This window comes from Vibrio cortegadensis (assembly GCF_024347395.1).
GTDB lineage: Bacteria > Pseudomonadota > Gammaproteobacteria > Enterobacterales > Vibrionaceae > Vibrio > Vibrio cortegadensis.
The window spans coordinates 2,951,832-2,970,280 of the sequence record NZ_AP025472.1 but is presented as its reverse complement, the minus strand read 5'-3'; the positions used below and the strand labels follow the sequence as shown (position 1 = coordinate 2,970,280).

The window sequence follows — 18,449 nt, the reverse complement described above, 5'->3', positions numbered from 1 at the left end:
ACGCCTTTGTCTTGGTACAATGGAGAGTCAAAAATTTATAATAAACAATATGGTCAGAGTGACCACTCATTGAAGCTTTATTGTACGATATAAAGCCACTAATTGAATACTAGTATGAATCAACTTACAGCACCTTATCTATCTTATTTATTAGAGGTAGAGTGGCAAAAAATAGAAAATTTCGTGTTTCCGAGTGAATTTGCCAAGCAATGGCTTTTAGAGCAAGGATCACTTTCACGTCGATTAGGTGAGCATTGTCAGAATTTGACGGTTGAACTGTTACATAACCAGATTGTTGATATGTCCGTACTCAAGGATGACGAAGCGAGCTTATTATCTCCTCAAGAATGTTTATTACGAGAAGTGGTGTTGAGTGGTGATAAACAAGCTTGGGTTGTCGGTCGAACACTGATCCCACGTTCAACATTGATTGATCAGCAGTATGATTTAGCAAGGCAAGGAGATATCCCATTAGGGCTGACTGTGTTCAGTGCTGATGCCGTTAAGCGAGATGGCTTACAAGTGGGAGTGGTTATGACTCCTGATGGTCCATTATTGGCTCGTCGCTCTCGGTTATGGATGAACCATAAGCCGATGCTCGTGGCTGAACTATTTTTACCGACATCCCCAATTTACTCTAAGGAGAGAGTGTAAATGACAGCATCGAAAGCTCGCGCCTATTGGCAGTTGATGCGTATGGACAGACCGATTGGAACCTTGTTGCTCTTATGGCCGACCCTTTGGGCATTAATTATTTCAGCACAAGGCATCCCAGATGTAAGCGTGCTTGTGGTATTTGTCGCAGGTGTGATTCTAATGCGTGCTGCTGGTTGTGTGATTAATGATTTTGCCGACCGCAAAGTCGATGGGCATGTAAAAAGAACCAAGTCACGTCCATTACCCGCAGGAAAAGTGAGCTCGAAAGAGGCGGTAGGGCTGTTTTTAGTGCTCGCAGTGGTCTCTTTTCTGCTGGTATTAACCATGAACCCACTCACCATTCAGCTCTCTTTTGTCGGGCTTGTGTTAGCGTTCATCTATCCATTCATGAAACGCTTTACCCACTTACCACAACTGTTCCTCGGTTTGGCATTCAGTTGGGCGATTCCTATGGCTTGGGCTGCACAGTCTGGTGAATTACCGACGTTAGTGTGGTTTGTCTTTGGTATTAATGCACTATGGACAATTGGCTACGATACTCAGTATGCCATGGTGGATAGAGATGATGATCTTAATATCGGCATCAAATCGACGGCTATATTATTCGGTCGTTTTGATAAGATGGCGGTAGGGTCTTTTCAGTTAATATCGCTAGCGATGCTGATTGTGCTGGGTAACTGGTTAACGCTAGGGGCGAGTTATTATTGGGCATTGTTAATCGTTGGCGCTCTGTTTGTCTATCAGCAGCACCTAATTCGTCATCGAGATCGTGATCTCTGCTTTCAAGCTTTTTTGAATAATAACTATGTCGGCATGCTTGTCACATTGGGTTTGTTTATTGCTTACTGGTAACCAAAAGCTATAGAAAGATAGAAAGATAGAAAGATAGAAAGATAGAAAGATAGAAAGATAGAAAGATAGAAAAAAGGCATCCCTCGGTAGGATGCCTTTTTGATCATGGTGTTACCAACGCTCACTTAAGCGTGGTAAGCACTTTCTTGAATGGTTAGGCGTATCTCTGGGTAAAGCATAGAAAACAGTAGATTAGAGAATTCACGCGTTTTCTCTAAGTCACAGTTACCATCTTGGTCGAGATAATCTTGTTCTTTCAATGTATTGAACATCGCAGAGAACACGCCTTTATCGAAGAATTCTGGTGCATTGATACCGTGTAGGCGACCTAAGCGCTGAGCGATATCTTGGCTCTTCTGTTCTAAATCTGATTTACCTAGCTCAGGGTTTGATACCAATAAATTCATCGTAATCGAGTAGCGTTGTAGCGTCTCTGTAATCGTGCGTCCTAGCAGCATTAACGTCTGGCTATTTGATTCATTGATTGAGATGACATCGTCATCAATCGTGAGCATTTTCTGTTGAGAAAGTTCATTCACAATCGCCGTTACTACGCCATCTAACTGCTCATCTTCATAGCTTAAGAACAGCTCTTTCTTTAAGAAAGGATAAATGTTCGCAACATTCTCTTGGACTTGTTGAATCGATAAGTGGCGATGACGAATCAACATCTGTGCAATGAGCGAAGGCAAGGCAACTAAATGAATGATGTTATTGCGATAGTAAGTCATCAAAATCGACTGGTTGCGATCGAGTGAAATGATGTCACCCATGCTGTCAGATTCGATTACAAACTTATTCAGTGACTCCGCGTGTTTCACTAACTCAGCCGCACTCTCACTTGGAATTGTACTGGTTGCTGAGTAAGGGATGTTTCTTAAGATCGATAGATAACAGTCAATCTGAGAGATCAATGAATCACGAGATAATGCACGCTGACGAGAAGCCAATAGAGCGGTGGCACATAAAGTTAACGCGTTGGTGGCAGCAGCATCATTGATATGCGTCATCATCTTAGTGGCAAGTTGATTAACCACAGGGTTTAGCCATTGTGGTTTGGTTGTGCCCATCGCATCAATATCTTTATTCCACTCAGGAGCATGTTCATTTAGGTATTGATTCAGAGGAATTGGCTCACCAAAGTTCACGTACCCTTGGCCGAAATTACGCAGTTTACGAATGGTTCGTAGAACTAAACTCGCATTCTCTTTCTCTTTGCGTTTACCGCGTAGCTCTTTGGCGTAAGTGCCCACTTCCATTACGTGCTCGTAGCCGATGTAAACCGGAACTAACGTAACAGGGCGATCCAATCCACGGAGCATGGCTTGAATCGTCATCGCAAGCATACCTGTTTTCGCTTGCAGCAAGCGGCCAGTACGAGAGCGTCCACCTTCACTGAAATATTCGACAGAGTAACCTTTAGTGAACAACTCTGCTAAATACTCACGGAAAATAGTCGAATATAATTTATTGCCTTTAAAGCTACGGCGAATAAAGAACGCGCCACCACGGCGGAAAATAGGACCCGCAGGGAAGAAGTTTAAGTTAATACCAGCGGCAATATGTGGTGGAACCATACCTTCATGATAAAGCACATAAGAAAGTAGTAAGTAGTCCATGTGGCTGCGGTGACAAGGAACATAAACGATTTCATGTCCATCTTGTGCTAAACGACGCACGGTTGCCGCATTATTAATATTCAGACCTTGATAGATTTTATTCCATACCCAGCCCAATATTTTTTGACCATTTCGGATGAGCGAATATGAGAAGTTCGCAGCAATTTCATCCATGATCGCTTGAGCTTCTTTGCGCACTTTCTCTATCGGGATGTTTTTGGCTTGTGCTTCTTCTTCAATCGCTTTCTCAATAACCGCTGATTTCAGTAAGCGATCAAACAGCACCATGCGATTAGGTAAGTTAGGGCCAGATGCTGCCAGTTTTTGGCGAGAAAAGTGAATTCGAGCCACTCGAGCTAATTTGTGCGCGATAGTTTCGTCGGTGCCGTGGGTATCTGCCATATGGCGTAGTGATACCACAGGGCTAAAGCGAACGAGGCAGTCTCGGCCAGATACGATAACGGCTTTCGCTTTTTGTAAACCATTCATCGCTTGCAAGTACGGCTTCTGTTTATCTTCTTTACCTGGCTTGCGACCCCAAAGTACCGTCGCAGGGATAACCTGTACGTCTAACTCAGAATCCAAGCTATGTAATTTTAGTAGCTCTGAGAATAACGAAATTGAATCACTTGGAACATGCTGATCATTTTGAACAATCGTAGGTCGTGATGAGATAAACACAAAACGTTTAAAGGATTGGCCATTGATCTCTAAAGGTGAAAGTGGATCGGGTAGCCCGAACTCTAGAGCATGTTTTTGAAGAGTCAGTAGGTCGACACTGGAGCGAAAAGGCAATGCATAAACAATGGGTTTATTGATATCAATACTATGGTCTTCAATAGGATCTGAAGGAATAGCCGTTCCTTTTACCAATAATGACATGGGTAATTTTAGTAATGAACGTGAGAAAGAGTGCCCTGAAGACATAAAGGTTCGCAGCCTCGAAAGTTATAAAAAATACATAGGCGTATCTTTACTTTCAACCACATAAGACAGAAAGGCTTAGGAAAAAAATAGAGATAGGCATAAGCGTTAAATTTAAGCGATGCAAGAATACCAGAAACTGGTCTAACCTTTTAATGGTATTAGTCATGTGAGCATCAATTAATGTAAAAGTATTCACTCACTAAATTTAAGTATACGCGATAACGGGTTAAAAAATATTAAACCATCGTTCTAGAAGCATTAATGTTTAATCGGCTGAATGTATGAATAGTTCAGTCGTTCTCGCAATGAATGAAGAGATTAAAAGACTAAAAAAGAGAGGTTTTTCCTCGGTAATGATGCAGGAACTCGTGCGTCTTTATGAAACAAATTAAAAAACAACCAATTAGCTTTTCATTTCACCACTTACTGGATATACTCACAGTCAACTGTATAAAAAGACAGGTGACTTATGAAGCCGTTAACGCCCCGCCAGCAACAAGTTTTCGATCTAATCAAAAGTAAGATTGAAGAAGCCGGAATGCCACCAACACGAGCCGAAATTGCCCGTGAACTTGGCTTCCGTTCTGCGAATGCTGCAGAAGAACATTTAAAAGCGCTTGCTCGAAAACAAGCTATTGAAATCATTCCGGGAGCTTCACGCGGTATTCGTATCCTTCTGGAAGATGCCCCTGATGAGGGTTTGCCTCTCATTGGACAAGTTGCCGCAGGTGAGCCAATTTTAGCCCAGGAGCATGTTGAGACTCACTACAAAGTGGATCCTGGTATGTTCAAGCCTCAAGCGGATTTCTTACTGCGCGTAAATGGCGAAAGCATGAAAGACATCGGAATTATGGACGGAGATTTACTTGCGGTTCATAAGACACAAGATGTGCATGATGGACAAGTGGTCGTGGCTCGTGTCGATGAAGATGTAACGGTTAAGCGCTTAGAGCGTAAAGGTTCTACCGTACTATTACATGCTGAGAATGAAGAGTTCTCGCCAATTCAAGTTGACCTCACATCTCAACATCTTGCGATTGAAGGCATCGCCGTTGGTATTATTCGTAATACAGACTGGATGTAGTTTATGGGATTTATTCTCAATAACTTGCAAGTGTAATTGATATTCATTATCATCTTCTTTATGGTGACATAAGGAAGATGATGATGCCCCAATCAAATAAAAAAACTGACTCTAGTTATCAAATTCCAGCCAATTTGTTACAACCTCTTTGGCTTCGAAGCCGAGAAAGTTTAGTTGATAATGGACTGGTGTATGACCCTATCGCAGCCCAAGCATGTCAACGTTGCTATCTTGCTGCTGAATGCTTATCTGGGAATGTTGACCAGAAACAACTCCTTCATGCCACTCTTACTCAATTATGCGATGCACAAGTACTCTTGTTCTTACAACAATACCCAGATGCGTGGGTGATTAACGTTGGAGCTGGGCTCGATACTCGTTTTTATCGTATTGATAACGGTCGTTGTCATTGGCTTGAGCTGGATGTCACTGAAAACCTAGTGTGGCGACAGAAACTATTTCACAAGAATGAACGTTACCAATTGAGCTGTGGATCTGTGAATGATTTATCATGGCTCGATAAGTTGAACATTCCTGAGCAAGCCCCTGTGATGCTCTTGTGTGAACAAGCGTTGTTAGATTGTTCAGAAAAGCAGGTTGCCAACTTTGTACAAGCTCTAGGCCGTCATTTTGTTCAAGCTCATGCGTGCTTGGTTCTCGCGGGAGATCAAACCTCTTCCCGTATTGGTCAAGGTTTAGGTTCTAGTGATTATCAACACGGCTTTTCATCTCCTAGTGAGAAAGTACTGAATTGGCTGCCATGGGCGCAGTGGGTTCGACAATTTTCGCCACTCGATAAAAACTGCAGCCGTTGGAAATTTTGGCAGCGATGGTTATGCCGTTTCCCCTCATTAAAGCAGAGGTTAACCCCCGTTCTTATTCAACTTCGCTGGTAGGTGAGTTAGAGCCTTGCTTTGATGTCGCTGATTGTCGCGTATGAGATCACCGCTGAATGAGTAGCGGCTGAAATTCGACTAAGCTACACTCGCTCATCAACCAAAGAGGTGAGCGTGCAGAATCTATTCTTCCAAACTTTATCCAATCAAGCAGTACACAAACGCGTGTTGTTGCTTGCTATCCCAATGGTGTTATCCAATATCACGATTCCTTTATTAGGTTTAGTGGATGCTGCGGTTATCGGTCATCTTGAGCATGCTTGGTACCTCGGCGGTGTGGCTTTAGGTAGCATGATGATCAGCGTGACTTTCTGGTTACTTGGTTTCTTGAGAATGTCGACAACAGGACTTGCTGCTCAAGCATATGGCGGTGACGATAAACGCCAACTGGCTTTGGTTTTTGTTCAGGGTGTTGGAATGGCATTGAGTTTTGCATTTATTTTCTTGCTATTACACAGCGTCGTCGCCGATATTATTTTCGCTTTTAGCGATGCGAGTGAACAAGTTAAGCATTACGGAGAGCAATACTTTTCGATTCGAGCTTGGAGTGCGCCAGCAGCGTTAGCTAATTTTGTCATTTTAGGCTGGTTACTCGGAACGCAAAATTCGAAAGCGCCTATGTGGATGGTGATTATTGCCAATGTCACTAATATTGCACTCGATATTCTTTTTGTAATGGGGTTAGGGTTAAAGGTCGAAGGTGCTGCCTTTGCTTCCGTTATAGCTGATTATGCAGGGATGAGCTTCGGTTTGCTATGTGTCGTTCGTGTGTGGCGACAAAAATCACTGCCTTCCCCAATGGCGATTTTGTCTCAAGCTCGTTCTGGTTTAAGCCGATTCATTAATTTAAATCGTGATATTTTCTTACGTTCACTTTGCTTGCAGGCCGCGTTTAGCTTTATGACCTTTAAAGGTGCGAACTTTGGTGATGAAGTGGTTGCTGCTAACGCGGTATTGATGAGTTTTCTAATGATGATCTCTTATGGCATGGATGGTTTCGCATATGCGATGGAGGCCATGGTTGGAAAAGCGATTGGAGCCAGGGATCGTGCGGAGCTAAATCAATCGCTCATCGGTACTTTTTTCTGGAGCTTGATCATCTGCGTTGGGCTGACCTTTGTTTTTGCTTTTTTGGGATCGCACATGATCCTGTTGATCACCTCTATCGGTGAGGTCCAAGAGCTTGCCAATACCTATTTACCTTGGCTTGTAGCTATGCCTCTCGCGGCGATGTGGTGTTTTTTGTTGGATGGTATCTTTGTTGGTGCAACGAAAGGCAAAGAGATGAGAAATAGTATGTTTATAGCAACCAGCGGTTTCTTTTTACTCTTCTTTCTTTTTTCTTCACTTGGTAATCATGCGCTATGGTTGGCGATGATCGGTTTTATGCTAATGCGTGGCATTGGTTTGGGAACTATTTTTATCTATCAATGGAAGAAAGGGACGTTTTTAGGTGATGTTGACATGAAGAGCAGTGTTGCCTGATTAATTAAATTTTATAATAAAAGCGCCCTCACTGACGAGGGCGTTGTTATTTGAAGGATGAACTCTACGTTACATCTGCTTATAGCGACTTAATCTCATCGCGGCCTAACCGATATCGGTTTGCAAATATGAAGGTTAAAATAAGCGATTCAGCCCATTTAATGCGGCAACACGATAAGCTTCAGCCATTGTAGGGTAGTTAAAGGTAGTGTTGACGAAGTACTCAATCGTATTCGCCTCTCCTTTCTGTTCCATAATGGCCTGACCAATGTGAATAATTTCCGCTGCACGCTCTCCGAAAACATGGATGCCTAAGATCTCTTTTGTTTCTCGGTGGAATAGTATTTTTAAGCTACCCAAATCTTTACCTGAGATCTGTGCGCGCGCTAAATGTTTAAACGCAGATCGTCCCACTTCATAAGGCACTTTTGCCGCCGTGAGCTCTTGTTCTGTTTTACCTACTGAGCTGATTTCCGGGATGGTATAAATGCCCGTCGGGATATCTTCAATCAGGTGACCTTTTGCTTGACCATGAGTGATCGCTTGAGCGACAAAACGACCTTGGTCATAAGCGGCACTGGCTAGGCTAGGGTAACCAATCACATCCCCGACAGCGTAGACATGGTCTATCTCAGTTTGATAGTTTTGGTTCACCGCAATTTGACCACGAGAGTCTGCAGATAACCTCGTCGCTTCTAAATTGAGTTTATCGGTGTTACCGGTTCGTCCATTGGCATAGAGAATACAGTCGGCTTTCATTTTTTTGCCAGACTCTAAATGAACGATCACACAATCATCTGTGCCCTCAATCTTCTCAAAGGTTTCGTCGTTACGGATCACGACACCGCTATTCCAAAAGTGATAAGACAAAGCGTCTGAGGTTTCGTTATCTAAGAAGGAGAGAAGTCGATCGCGAGTATTAATCAAGTCTGTTTTGACGCCTAAGCCACGGAAAATCGAAGCATATTCACAGCCGATAACTCCCGCACCGTAAATGATGATGTGTTGAGGGTCATGCTTTAACGATAGAATTGAATCGCTGTCATAAATTCGTTCATGTAAAAAATCGACATTGTCGGGTTGGTAAGGGCGCGAGCCTGTGGCAATCACAAATTTATCGGCACTGTAGATTTCAATGGTTCCATCGGCTTGAGTGACCGAGATTGTGTGAGAATCAGTAAATCGGGCGGTACCAAATACCAAGGTGCATTGGTTTCGATCGTAGAAACCTTGGCGTAAGCGAGTCTGTTTATCAATGACTGATTTGGCATGACCAAGGATGTTAGAAAACGTCGAGTGAATGCTGGAGTTGTTATTACAGAATAGGGGGTTGTTATTGAATTCAATAATACGACTGACCGCATGACGCAATGCTTTCGATGGGATCGTGCCCCAATGGGTACACCCTCCTCCAACGCTGCTCTCCTTTTCAATAATAGCGACATTCAATCCCGCTTTGGTTAATCCCATTGCTGCCCCTTCACCTCCGGGGCCACTACCAATTACGATCACGTCAAAGTGATTGGAATGTGCCATAATTCATCCTTGTTATAATTATTAACATTGCTGTAGCGAGATTTTAACTGATTAGTAGTCTTGGTAAATGAAAAGCACCCCAGAGAGTGGATCGGATCACGCAGATTCATCTAATTCTCAAATTTGGTATGCGGTATGTCTCCAAATACAGAGTTGTCGATTGCAATTGGATCTCTGGGTGTATTAACTTCTTTGGGTTATTCAAGTGGGTGAATGTAAAGCTTAAATTACGTCGTTATTCGCGTTATATTAAACACTACACATCATTCAATGATAGCCAACAGAAGACCTAGTTAACTATGAAGTCCATGGGAATCCGCGCACAGCAAAAAGAGAAAACTCGTCGCTCATTGATTGACGCTGCATTTAGTCAGCTGAGTGCAGATAGAAGTTACTCGAATTTAAGCTTACGAGAAGTCGCTCGTGAAGCGGGTATTGCACCTACCTCTTTTTATCGTCATTTTAAAGATATGGATGAGTTAGGCTTAACTATGGTTGATGAGGGCGGATTACTATTAAGACAGCTGATGCGACAAGCTCGTCAAAGAATAGTCAAAGAAGGCAGCGTGATCCGGACATCGGTAGAGACCTTTATGGAGTTTATCGAGAGTAATCCTAACGTTTTTCGCCTCTTATTACGTGAACGCTCTGGTACCTCATTTGAATTTAGAACTGCGGTAGCTCGAGAAATCCAACATTTTGCCGCAGAATTGACAGAATATTTAATTACCACTGGTATGAATAGAGAAGAGGCGATGACTCAAGCTGAGGCGTCGGTCACTCTTGTTTTTAGTTCTGGTGCTGAAGTATTAGATGTAGAAAAACATGAGCGAGAAGAGCTCGAAGAAAGATTGATTATGCAGTTGCGAATGATTGCCAAGGGCGCTTTTTGGTATCGAAAAGAACGTGAACGTAACCGATTAAAAGGCAGGATTGAATAATGTCGAATGAAAATAATGCTACAACTCGTAAGTCTGAAAAAAAAACGTTGGTATTAGCACTCATCGCGGGTGTATGTGGTGATGCTCTTTTGTCTTGGATGACAATGAGCGAAGTTTCGTTTTCTATTTTTCCACTAATTGCATTGGTACTATCTGTTCAGATGCTATACCAAGAGTATCTAAGCCGTCCTGTATCTGAAGATATTCCATTAGTTGGTTTGGCATGTTTCTTTGTCGGGATGTTTGGCCACTCCGCTTTCGTAAAAGCACAATATCCAGAAGCAGGCTCAAACTTTTTCTCGATTATGGTCATGCTTGTTCTGTTGGCTTGGGTCGGCAAGAAACTTGGCTTTATGGATCGTCCAACGGCTGAGTAAGTGATTTTTAAAATAAAAAACGAGCCGAAAGTGGCTCGTTTTTTTTGCTTTCAATTCTGTTCTATGCTTTGCGCTCTAGGAACACGCCTGCTTCCATGTGGTGCGTATATGGAAATTGGTCAAATAGAGCAAAGCGAGTCACGTTGTGAGTTTCACTTAAAATATCTAGGTTTTCTTGTAGTGTCTCAGGGTTGCAAGAGATGTACATGATTCTCTCGTAGCTTTGAACCATCTTACAGGTATCGACATCCATGCCAGAGCGAGGTGGATCAACAAAGATGGTGTTGCAGTTGTAGCTCTTTAAATCAACGTTAGCTTGCTTCAAGCGACGGAACTCACGTTTGCCTTCCATTGCTTCTGTGAAGTCTTCAGCAGACATTCGGATGATTTGCACGTTATCGATATGGTTTGCTTCAATATTGTATTGTGCAGACACAACCGATGGCTTTGCTAATTCAGTCGCTAATACACGGTCAAAGTTTTGAGCTAAAGCTAATGAGAAGTTACCGTTCCCACAATACAGCTCAAGTAAGTCACCACTGCTATCTTGAGTACAATCGATAGCCCATTCTAGCATTTTCGTTGCAACTACACCGTTGGGTTGAGTAAAGCTATTTTCGACTTGTTGGTAGATATAAGGCTTGCCGTTTACGTCCAGTTTTTCGATGACATAATCGCGGTCTAATACAATTTTCATCTTACGCGCACGGCCAATAATGTTTAGATTGAACCCTTCATCATTAAGTCGCTGTTTTAGAGCTTTGGCGTTCTCGATCCATGCTTCATCTAATTGGCGATGGTAAAGCAGAGAGACTAAGATCTCACCACTGAGTGTTGATAAGAAATCGACTTGGAATAATTTATGACGCAGTGTCTCACACTCTTTCATTGCATCAGTAAGCAGTGGCATTAAATCATTTATTAATCGACTTGCTGCTGGGAATTGATCGACGCGATATTTCTCTTTAGTCTCTTGATTGAACATGACGTAGTAGAGATCGTCACCTTCATGCCAGACGCGAAATTCTGCACGCATACGATAATGCTGCTCTGGAGATTCGAAGACTTCCAATTCAGGCACGTTGTATTGAGTAAACATTTGAGTAAGGCGTTCAACCTTCTCGGCCAATTGTTCTTGGTAGCGTTGCGGGTTTACATCTAGAGTCGCCATGTTCATGCCTTTTTGGTCGCGTGCATTTAAATCAGAGCGCAGATTTTATTCAATCCCTCGCGCTTGTCCAGTGCTGTTGTGTAATCCGTCTAAATTGTGTCCTAAAAACTATAGCTTATGCCTATCTTTAACTAGACAAACTATCAATAGCTTAATACTATCCTCGCGAGCTGGTGCCATTTTAGATGTATAGATGGCCGAAAAGGGAATCTGGTGCAAATCCAGAACTGACGCGCAGCGGTAAAAGAGAACGAGTATTTGTCAAACACTGCACATAGGTTTGTGTGGGAAGTTAAATATAAGGTGGCCTATTGGCTGTGCTCTTAAGTCCGAATACCTGCCAGCAGCTGAGTCATATCGGATGATTTAGTCGGAATTTACGCGATTTAGGAATACAAAATGAACAAATCCCTTTTAGCGATCGCTGTAGCATCGCTGCTTACCCCTATCTCTTATTTACATGCCCAAGAAGCCTCTGCTGATGAAACCATGGTGGTGACGGCTAATCGCTTTGAGCAGCCCCTAAATGAAGTTATTGCTTCAACTACTGTTATTACCAAACAAGAATTTGAAGAGTACCAAGCAAAGTCATTAGTTGATGTATTAAAACGAGTGCCTGGAATTGAGGTTTCTCAAACGGGTGGCCGTGGGCAAAGTGCCTCTATTTTTATGCGTGGCTACAATAGTGATCATGTCTTAGTCTTGGTTGATGGTGTAAGAATTGAAACATCGGCGGGCAAAGTTAGCTTTAATCACTTTCCAATTGGCTTAATCGAGCGTGTAGAAATTATTAAAGGAGCTGGTGGCGCTCTGTATGGTTCTGATGCGATTGCTGGTGTCATCAATATAATTACAAGCACACAAGATGCAGAAGAAAGAACATCTGTAAATATTGGTGCGGGTAGTGACAACCAGCGTGAAGCTAGCTTCTCGACAACAAAAAAAGTAGCGGCAAGCGGTACGCTTAAACTTGCTGGTGGTTTTGAAGAAACTGAAGGTTTTGATATTAAAGACCCTGCAACAGGGCTGGATTATGGATATGAAAGCAGCAATATTTTTGCAGGCTATTCGCATCAAATTTCAAAACAGTGGTTAGGTTCACTTTCTGTTCGTTGGTTTGATAGCTTGGCGGAGTACGATTCATTTGGGAAAAAATTTGGTTATACAGAAAACTTAAGTGTAACCGGAGAAGTACAATATCAAGGTGATAAACTCAATTCCGTGTTTCGAGTAAATCAACAGGGCATTGATTCCCTGGAATATACTTCTGCAGAAGGTAAAGATGGAGCGGGAACTAAGAAATTTATTGATCAAACTAGTGTTCAATTCCTCAATCTTTATGCAATAAACAATTTGGTTTCTCTTGGTGCTGGTGCGGATTGGAGACAAGAAAAGCTCAGTGATGATTCTGTCGGGTGGGGGTTAGACCCACTAGTCGGGGAGACTCAAAATACGACTGGTGTTTATGTTTCTGGTGATATTAAAGATGAACGCTTTCATGTAAACGCGAGCGTTCGTAATGATAAGCATGATAAATACGACAATTATACCACTTGGAGTTTAGGTGGATCTTATAGTGTCGCTAAGAATCATCAAGTGCGAGCAAATATAGGTACGGCTTTTAAAGCGCCTAGCTATTCTGATTTATCAAGCAACCCAGATTTGAAAGCCGAAGAGTCTATCAATCGTGAAATTGGATATAGTGGCCAATTTGATCTCATTGATGTTGATGTCACTTATTATAACAATGAAGCCGACAATTTGATTATCTGGTACCAAGGAAGCCCATGGTATGCCGAAAATGTAGATGCGAAGCTGAAAGGTATCGAGATTTCAGCTGGATTTGATACCGGATTTATTCATCACACGATAGTTGCTGAATTTAAAGATCATAAAGATTCTAGAGGCAACAAACTCGCTAAAAGAGCAGATGAAAATTATAAATGGTTGCTAGATGCTTACTATGAAGATGTTGAGTTCAACTTAACTTACCTTTATACCGGTGAGCGATTGGGGAATCCTGATGAAACCAATATTTCCGGAAATATGCTGCCATCAGTTAGCCTTTGGGATGTGTCTGTTGGCTACTGGATCAGTCCTGAACTAGTTGTTCGCGGTAAAATTGATAATTTAACTGATGAAAAATACCAAACGTCGCTGGGCTATAATGCTCCAGAGCGTCGGTTCTTTACTAATTTAAGCTATCAATTCTAAATATCTAAACCGCCTTCGGGCGGTTTTTCATTAGGGATAATTATGAAAAAGAACGTTGTTATTAGTTGGTCATCAGGCAAGGACTCAACTTTAACCTTAGAGAGACTAATTGAAGATCCAGATTATGATGTGGTTGGCCTCTATACAACATATGTTGGAAACCAGGTTCCCTTTCAAGCAACACCAATCGCTGTCGTTGAGATGCAAGCCCATCTTATTGGTTTACCTCTAATCTTAATAGAGCTGCCTGAAGTCTTTCCAAGTAATGAGGTATACCAATCAGCAATTGTTGATGGTTTAAAGCAAAGCTCATTAGACATTCAAGCCGTAGCGTTTGGGGATATGTTTTGTAACGGTATTGCCGAATACAGAAAAGAATATATTGAACCTGCTGGCTGGGAATGCGTTTTCCCACTGATGGGTACACCAAGCGAAGAACTTGCTGAAGAGATCATTCAACGTGGTATTCAAACATTTATCGTGACGGTCGATGGCCAGCATTTAACGAATGATTGGTGTGGAAAAGCGTATACAAAGGAATTACTGAAGAACTTGCCAAGTTCGGTTGATCCATGTGGCGAAGATGGCGAGTTCCACACGTTGGTGACGAACGCTCCTTGCTTTAAAGGGAGCATTGATATTGTGCTACAAAATATCGATAGTGAAGGGCGTTTTAGTCATCAAAAATATTTAGCAACCTTGAACGAAAATTCGAGGTGATTGCCAAAATATTAGGAGCGAGTATTATTGCTGCGTATTTTTCTCGAGGCTGAAGCGTGTCTAAACAAAGTAAACGAGTGCTGGTTTTTGATTCGGGTGTTGGTGGCTTATCTGTATATCAAGAAATCAAGTTCCTCTTACCTCAACTTGATTACATCTATATTTTTGATAACGAAGCTTACCCATACGGTGAGCTCGAACAAAGTGTATTAATACAGAGAGTCAAAGCTCTTGTGCTTGATTTTGTAGCCAAGCATGAGGTTGATCTTGTTGTTATTGCTTGTAACACGGCCAGCACAATAGTACTCCCGACTCTTAGAGAAGAGTTAACTATACCGATTGTCGGTGTGGTTCCTGCCATTAAACCTGCATCATTGCTATCAACCAAAGCCGTGGGACTTATCGCTACACCAGCAACTGTCACTCGAGAGTACACACATGATCTCATTAAGAGCTTCTCTCTAGACAAAAACGTAAAACTCCTTGGCTCTACAAGATTAGTTGATATGGGAGAAGAAAAGCTAAGAGGCGAAAGTGTCAATATCGATGAACTTGCGACGATTTTATCGCCTTTAGTTAATCATATTGATGTTGCGGTTTTGGGATGTACTCATTTCCCTCTAATTAGAGATGAGATTCAACAAGTGTTAGGGTCGAATGTTGTATTAATCGATTCAGGAAAAGCAATTGCGCGGAGAGTTGAAGAGTTGCTCGAACTCACCGAGATAAAAGAGAAAAGTCAGGTAGGAATGAATCAAATTTTTTGTAGTGCGCCTCCTATAAAAGAGGACGCACTAAATATTATATTGAATCAGCTAGGCTTTATTCCTGTTCAGCTTCATCAATTTCAGGATGTTTAGGGTCATTTGCAATACGTACTTTCAGAGTTCGCTGCATATAATCCTTATCATTTAATGCTGAAATAGCCGTTTGCACATCATTGCTTGCCATAACAACAAAACCAAAACCTCTACGTTTACCAGTACGCTTATCTTTCATTAGGCGTACAGCAAACACTTCACCCTGCTCAGAGAACAATTCGCGAACATGAGATTCGTTGGCTTTATAAGGTAAGTTACCTACATAAAGTGTCTTAGTTGATGGGTTTTGTTCAGGCTCACTTGCCGACTTGGTGCTTGAAAGATTAAGAATAAAAGCGGAAGCCAAAACACCGATAACAAAAGTTAGCGCAGGGGAAATAGCAACCTGCGAGAATACAATGCCACCTAGAACAGCTAGAGCGACGGTTAACAAGATAGATTTTTTTGAGTTCATATATGAATACTACATTTTAAGTAACGAAATAGACGCATCTACTATTAACATAATAGATACATGAATCTTACGTACATGCTTGACGTTTTTCCAACCCATTGCTGTGATGCGTTTCAAATGTTGAAATTTTATTCGATAAACAATGGATTGTTTGTATTTTAAACGAACAGAAATTTATTGCAAAAAAGTACTTGTCATAAATTCATTCATCTCTATAATGCCGCCTCACTGACACGGAACGAGACGCAAGTCACGATTCGAAATCAGTAGAGAAAATAAGTTTTTTTAAAAACATATTGACTCTTAAATTGGGAAGCGTATTATTCGCACCCCTAGCGACATGCCGAAAGGCAAGCTAGAAAAGCTCTTTAACAATTTAGACCTATCAATCTGTGTGGGCACTCGTTGATGATAATCACTAGTTTCGCTTTGTCGAAACAAAAGATATCAATGAACTGAGTGACCAATACAAGTTCTTAGAACTTGGCACAGTCAATTCATTATCATTCTGTTGGAATGGTAATAGCTTTAAAATTACATAGTAGTTTTGAAGTCAGTATTCATTGAGCCGCATCTTAGGATGCAAAAAACTTTAATTGAAGAGTTTGATCATGGCTCAGATTGAACGCTGGCGGCAGGCCTAACACATGCAAGTCGAGCGGAAACGAGAAGTAGCTTGCTACTTCGGCGTCGAGCGGCGGACGGGTGAGTAATGCCTAGGAAATTGCCCTGATGTGGGGGATAACCATTGGAAACGATGGCTAATACCGCATAATGCCTTCGGGCCAAAGAGGGGGACCTTCGGGCCTCTCGCGTCAGGATATGCCTAGGTGGGATTAGCTAGTTGGTGAGGTAATGGCTCACCAAGGCGACGATCCCTAGCTGGTCTGAGAGGATGATCAGCCACACTGGAACTGAGACACGGTCCAGACTCCTACGGGAGGCAGCAGTGGGGAATATTGCACAATGGGCGCAAGCCTGATGCAGCCATGCCGCGTGTATGAAGAAGGCCTTCGGGTTGTAAAGTACTTTCAGTCGTGAGGAAGGTGGTGTTGTTAATAGCAGCATCATTTGACGTTAGCGACAGAAGAAGCACCGGCTAACTCCGTGCCAGCAGCCGCGGTAATACGGAGGGTGCGAGCGTTAATCGGAATTACTGGGCGTAAAGCGCATGCAGGTGGTTCGTTAAGTCAGATGTGAAAGCCCGGGGCTCAACCTCGGAACTGCATTTGAAACTGGCGGACTAGAGTACTGTAGAGGGGGGTAGAATTTCAGGTGTAGCGGTGAAATGCGTAGAGATCTGAAGGAATACCAGTGGCGAAGGCGGCCCCCTGGACAGATACTGACACTCAGATGCGAAAGCGTGGGGAGCAAACAGGATTAGATACCCTGGTAGTCCACGCCGTAAACGATGTCTACTTGGAGGTTGTGGCCTTGAGCCGTGGCTTTCGGAGCTAACGCGTTAAGTAGACCGCCTGGGGAGTACGGTCGCAAGATTAAAACTCAAATGAATTGACGGGGGCCCGCACAAGCGGTGGAGCATGTGGTTTAATTCGATGCAACGCGAAGAACCTTACCTACTCTTGACATCCAGAGAAGCCAGCGGAGACGCAGGTGTGCCTTCGGGAACTCTGAGACAGGTGCTGCATGGCTGTCGTCAGCTCGTGTTGTGAAATGTTGGGTTAAGTCCCGCAACGAGCGCAACCCTTATCCTTGTTTGCCAGCGAGTAATGTCGGGAACTCCAGGGAGACTGCCGGTGATAAACCGGAGGAAGGTGGGGACGACGTCAAGTCATCATGGCCCTTACGAGTAGGGCTACACACGTGCTACAATGGCGCATACAGAGGGCAGCAAGCTAGCGATAGTGAGCGAATCCCAAAAAGTGCGTCGTAGTCCGGATTGGAGTCTGCAACTCGACTCCATGAAGTCGGAATCGCTAGTAATCGTAGATCAGAATGCTACGGTGAATACGTTCCCGGGCCTTGTACACACCGCCCGTCACACCATGGGAGTGGGCTGCAAAAGAAGTGGGTAGTTTAACCTTTCGGGGAGGACGCTCACCACTTTGTGGTTCATGACTGGGGTGAAGTCGTAACAAGGTAGCCCTAGGGGAACCTGGGGCTGGATCACCTCCTTATATACGAAGATTTTCACGATGAGTACCCACACAGATTGATTAGGTTTAAAAAGTAAAAGAGACGAAGAACTCCCAAGTTCTTCAATATCCAGTGTCCCGTTCGTCTAGAGGCCTAGGACACCGCCCTTTCACGGCGGTAACAGGGGTTCGACTCCCCTACGGGATACCATTGGGTCGTTAGCTCAGTTGGTAGAGCAGTTGACTTTTAATCAATTGGTCGCAGGTTCGAATCCTGCACGACCCACCATTCTTCTCCACTGAAGAATTAAAACTTAATGTGGGCGATTAGCTCAGTTGGGAGAGCACCTGCCTTACAAGCAGGGGGTCACTGGTTCGAGCCCGGTATCGCCCACCATTCTCTAAGTATTTTGTTTATGTTATCCAAACCAGTTCGCGAGAAGTTGGTTGGATTTTCTGACGATAAAGTCTTTAGAAAATGTCTATTAAGTTAGATGTTGCTCTTTAACAATTTGGAAAGCTGACTGATTTGATTACTTACGAGTAACTCAAATCAAATTTAAAAGTTCTCAATGTTTATCTTCATTGATAAACACACA

14 protein-coding genes, 3 tRNA genes, 1 rRNA gene and 1 riboswitch are annotated in these 18,449 nt (G+C 42.9%); of the genes, 14 read left to right on the top strand and 4 right to left on the bottom strand.

The genetic code is table 11. The annotated features are described in order from the left end of the window. Positions 1 to 114: 114 nt before the first annotated feature. Complete coding sequence (locus tag OCV39_RS13805) at positions 115 to 654, top strand: chorismate lyase (RefSeq protein WP_261888634.1); 540 nt, start codon at positions 115 to 117, stop codon at positions 652 to 654. Beyond that, on the top strand, positions 655 to 1,509 hold the full coding sequence (gene ubiA / locus OCV39_RS13800) for a 4-hydroxybenzoate octaprenyltransferase (protein WP_017051811.1): 855 nt from the start codon (positions 655 to 657) through the stop codon (positions 1,507 to 1,509). A 125-nt stretch (positions 1,510 to 1,634) separates the two neighbouring features. On the opposite strand, the gene plsB is transcribed toward ubiA, so the two are convergent. Next, a complete protein-coding gene (gene plsB / locus OCV39_RS13795; protein WP_261888633.1) occupies positions 1,635 to 4,055 on the bottom strand; it encodes a glycerol-3-phosphate 1-O-acyltransferase PlsB in 2,421 nt (806 codons plus the stop codon). A gap of 469 nt (positions 4,056 to 4,524) precedes the next feature. Here plsB and lexA point away from each other — a divergent pair, with 469 nt between their 5' ends. The 3 genes from lexA to dinF all read left to right on the top strand — a co-directional run bounded on the left by lexA (position 4,525) and on the right by dinF (position 7,520). Next, positions 4,525 to 5,139: a transcriptional repressor LexA gene (lexA, locus tag OCV39_RS13790; protein WP_029203273.1), complete on the top strand. Its 615-nt coding sequence runs from the start codon at positions 4,525 to 4,527 to the stop codon at positions 5,137 to 5,139. A gap of 83 nt (positions 5,140 to 5,222) precedes the next feature. Beyond that, on the top strand, positions 5,223 to 6,035 hold the full coding sequence (locus OCV39_RS13785) for a class I SAM-dependent methyltransferase (protein ID WP_261888632.1): 813 nt from the start codon (positions 5,223 to 5,225) through the stop codon (positions 6,033 to 6,035). Between the two features lie 114 nt (positions 6,036 to 6,149). After that, on the top strand, positions 6,150 to 7,520 hold the full coding sequence (gene dinF, locus OCV39_RS13780) for an MATE family efflux transporter DinF (protein WP_261888631.1): 1,371 nt from the start codon (positions 6,150 to 6,152) through the stop codon (positions 7,518 to 7,520). 135 nt (positions 7,521 to 7,655) lie between these two features. Here the strand turns inward: dinF and sthA are convergent, their stop codons facing one another. Continuing rightward, positions 7,656 to 9,056: a Si-specific NAD(P)(+) transhydrogenase gene (gene sthA / locus OCV39_RS13775; RefSeq protein ID WP_261888630.1), complete on the bottom strand. Its 1,401-nt coding sequence runs from the start codon at positions 9,054 to 9,056 to the stop codon at positions 7,656 to 7,658. A 299-nt stretch (positions 9,057 to 9,355) separates the two neighbouring features. Between sthA and fabR the strand changes: the two genes are divergently transcribed. Both fabR and OCV39_RS13765 read left to right on the top strand, forming a co-directional pair. After that, positions 9,356 to 9,997 (top strand): HTH-type transcriptional repressor FabR, encoded by a 642-nt coding sequence (fabR, locus tag OCV39_RS13770; protein ID WP_029203275.1) that lies wholly within the window; start codon positions 9,356 to 9,358, stop codon positions 9,995 to 9,997. Continuing rightward, entirely contained in the window at positions 9,997 to 10,374 is a 378-nt protein-coding gene (locus OCV39_RS13765; RefSeq protein ID WP_017051817.1) for a YijD family membrane protein, read from the top strand. Before fabR ends, OCV39_RS13765 begins: the two co-directional genes overlap by 1 nt. Before the next feature lie 61 nt (positions 10,375 to 10,435). Here OCV39_RS13765 and trmA read toward each other — a convergent pair whose 3' ends face one another. Continuing rightward, the gene (gene trmA / locus OCV39_RS13760) at positions 10,436 to 11,545 is read right to left on the bottom strand and encodes a tRNA (uridine(54)-C5)-methyltransferase TrmA (protein WP_136995788.1); all 1,110 of its coding nucleotides are present in this window, start codon (positions 11,543 to 11,545) and stop codon (positions 10,436 to 10,438) included. Positions 11,546 to 11,699: 154 nt separating this feature from the next. Further along, positions 11,700 to 11,904: riboswitch (cobalamin riboswitch) on the top strand. Between the two features lie 40 nt (positions 11,905 to 11,944). Here trmA and OCV39_RS13755 point away from each other — a divergent pair. The 3 genes from OCV39_RS13755 to murI are packed head-to-tail and all read left to right on the top strand — an operon-like array spanning position 11,945 to position 15,339. After that, a complete protein-coding gene (locus OCV39_RS13755) occupies positions 11,945 to 13,759 on the top strand; it encodes a TonB-dependent receptor domain-containing protein (RefSeq protein WP_261888629.1) in 1,815 nt (604 codons plus the stop codon). Between the two features lie 42 nt (positions 13,760 to 13,801). Continuing rightward, a complete protein-coding gene (locus OCV39_RS13750) occupies positions 13,802 to 14,479 on the top strand; it encodes an adenine nucleotide alpha hydrolase (protein WP_261888628.1) in 678 nt (225 codons plus the stop codon). A gap of 56 nt (positions 14,480 to 14,535) precedes the next feature. Next, positions 14,536 to 15,339: a glutamate racemase gene (murI, locus tag OCV39_RS13745; RefSeq protein ID WP_171757327.1), complete on the top strand. Its 804-nt coding sequence runs from the start codon at positions 14,536 to 14,538 to the stop codon at positions 15,337 to 15,339. On the opposite strand, the gene OCV39_RS13740 is transcribed toward murI, so the two are convergent. Next, positions 15,302 to 15,754, bottom strand: coding sequence for an RNA recognition motif domain-containing protein (locus tag OCV39_RS13740; protein WP_171757326.1), 453 nt, complete (start codon positions 15,752 to 15,754; stop codon positions 15,302 to 15,304). The two genes, murI and OCV39_RS13740, sit on opposite strands and share 38 nt — an antisense overlap. Before the next feature lie 593 nt (positions 15,755 to 16,347). Here OCV39_RS13740 and OCV39_RS13735 point away from each other — a divergent pair. The 4 genes from OCV39_RS13735 to OCV39_RS13720 all read left to right on the top strand — a co-directional run bounded on the left by OCV39_RS13735 (position 16,348) and on the right by OCV39_RS13720 (position 18,247). Then, a 16S ribosomal RNA gene (locus OCV39_RS13735) occupies positions 16,348 to 17,892 on the top strand. A gap of 93 nt (positions 17,893 to 17,985) precedes the next feature. Continuing rightward, positions 17,986 to 18,061, top strand: a tRNA-Glu gene (locus OCV39_RS13730). Between the two features lie 2 nt (positions 18,062 to 18,063). Further along, positions 18,064 to 18,139: transfer RNA gene (locus tag OCV39_RS13725), tRNA-Lys, on the top strand. A gap of 32 nt (positions 18,140 to 18,171) precedes the next feature. Beyond that, positions 18,172 to 18,247 (top strand) — tRNA-Val (locus tag OCV39_RS13720). Positions 18,248 to 18,449 lie beyond the last annotated feature (202 nt).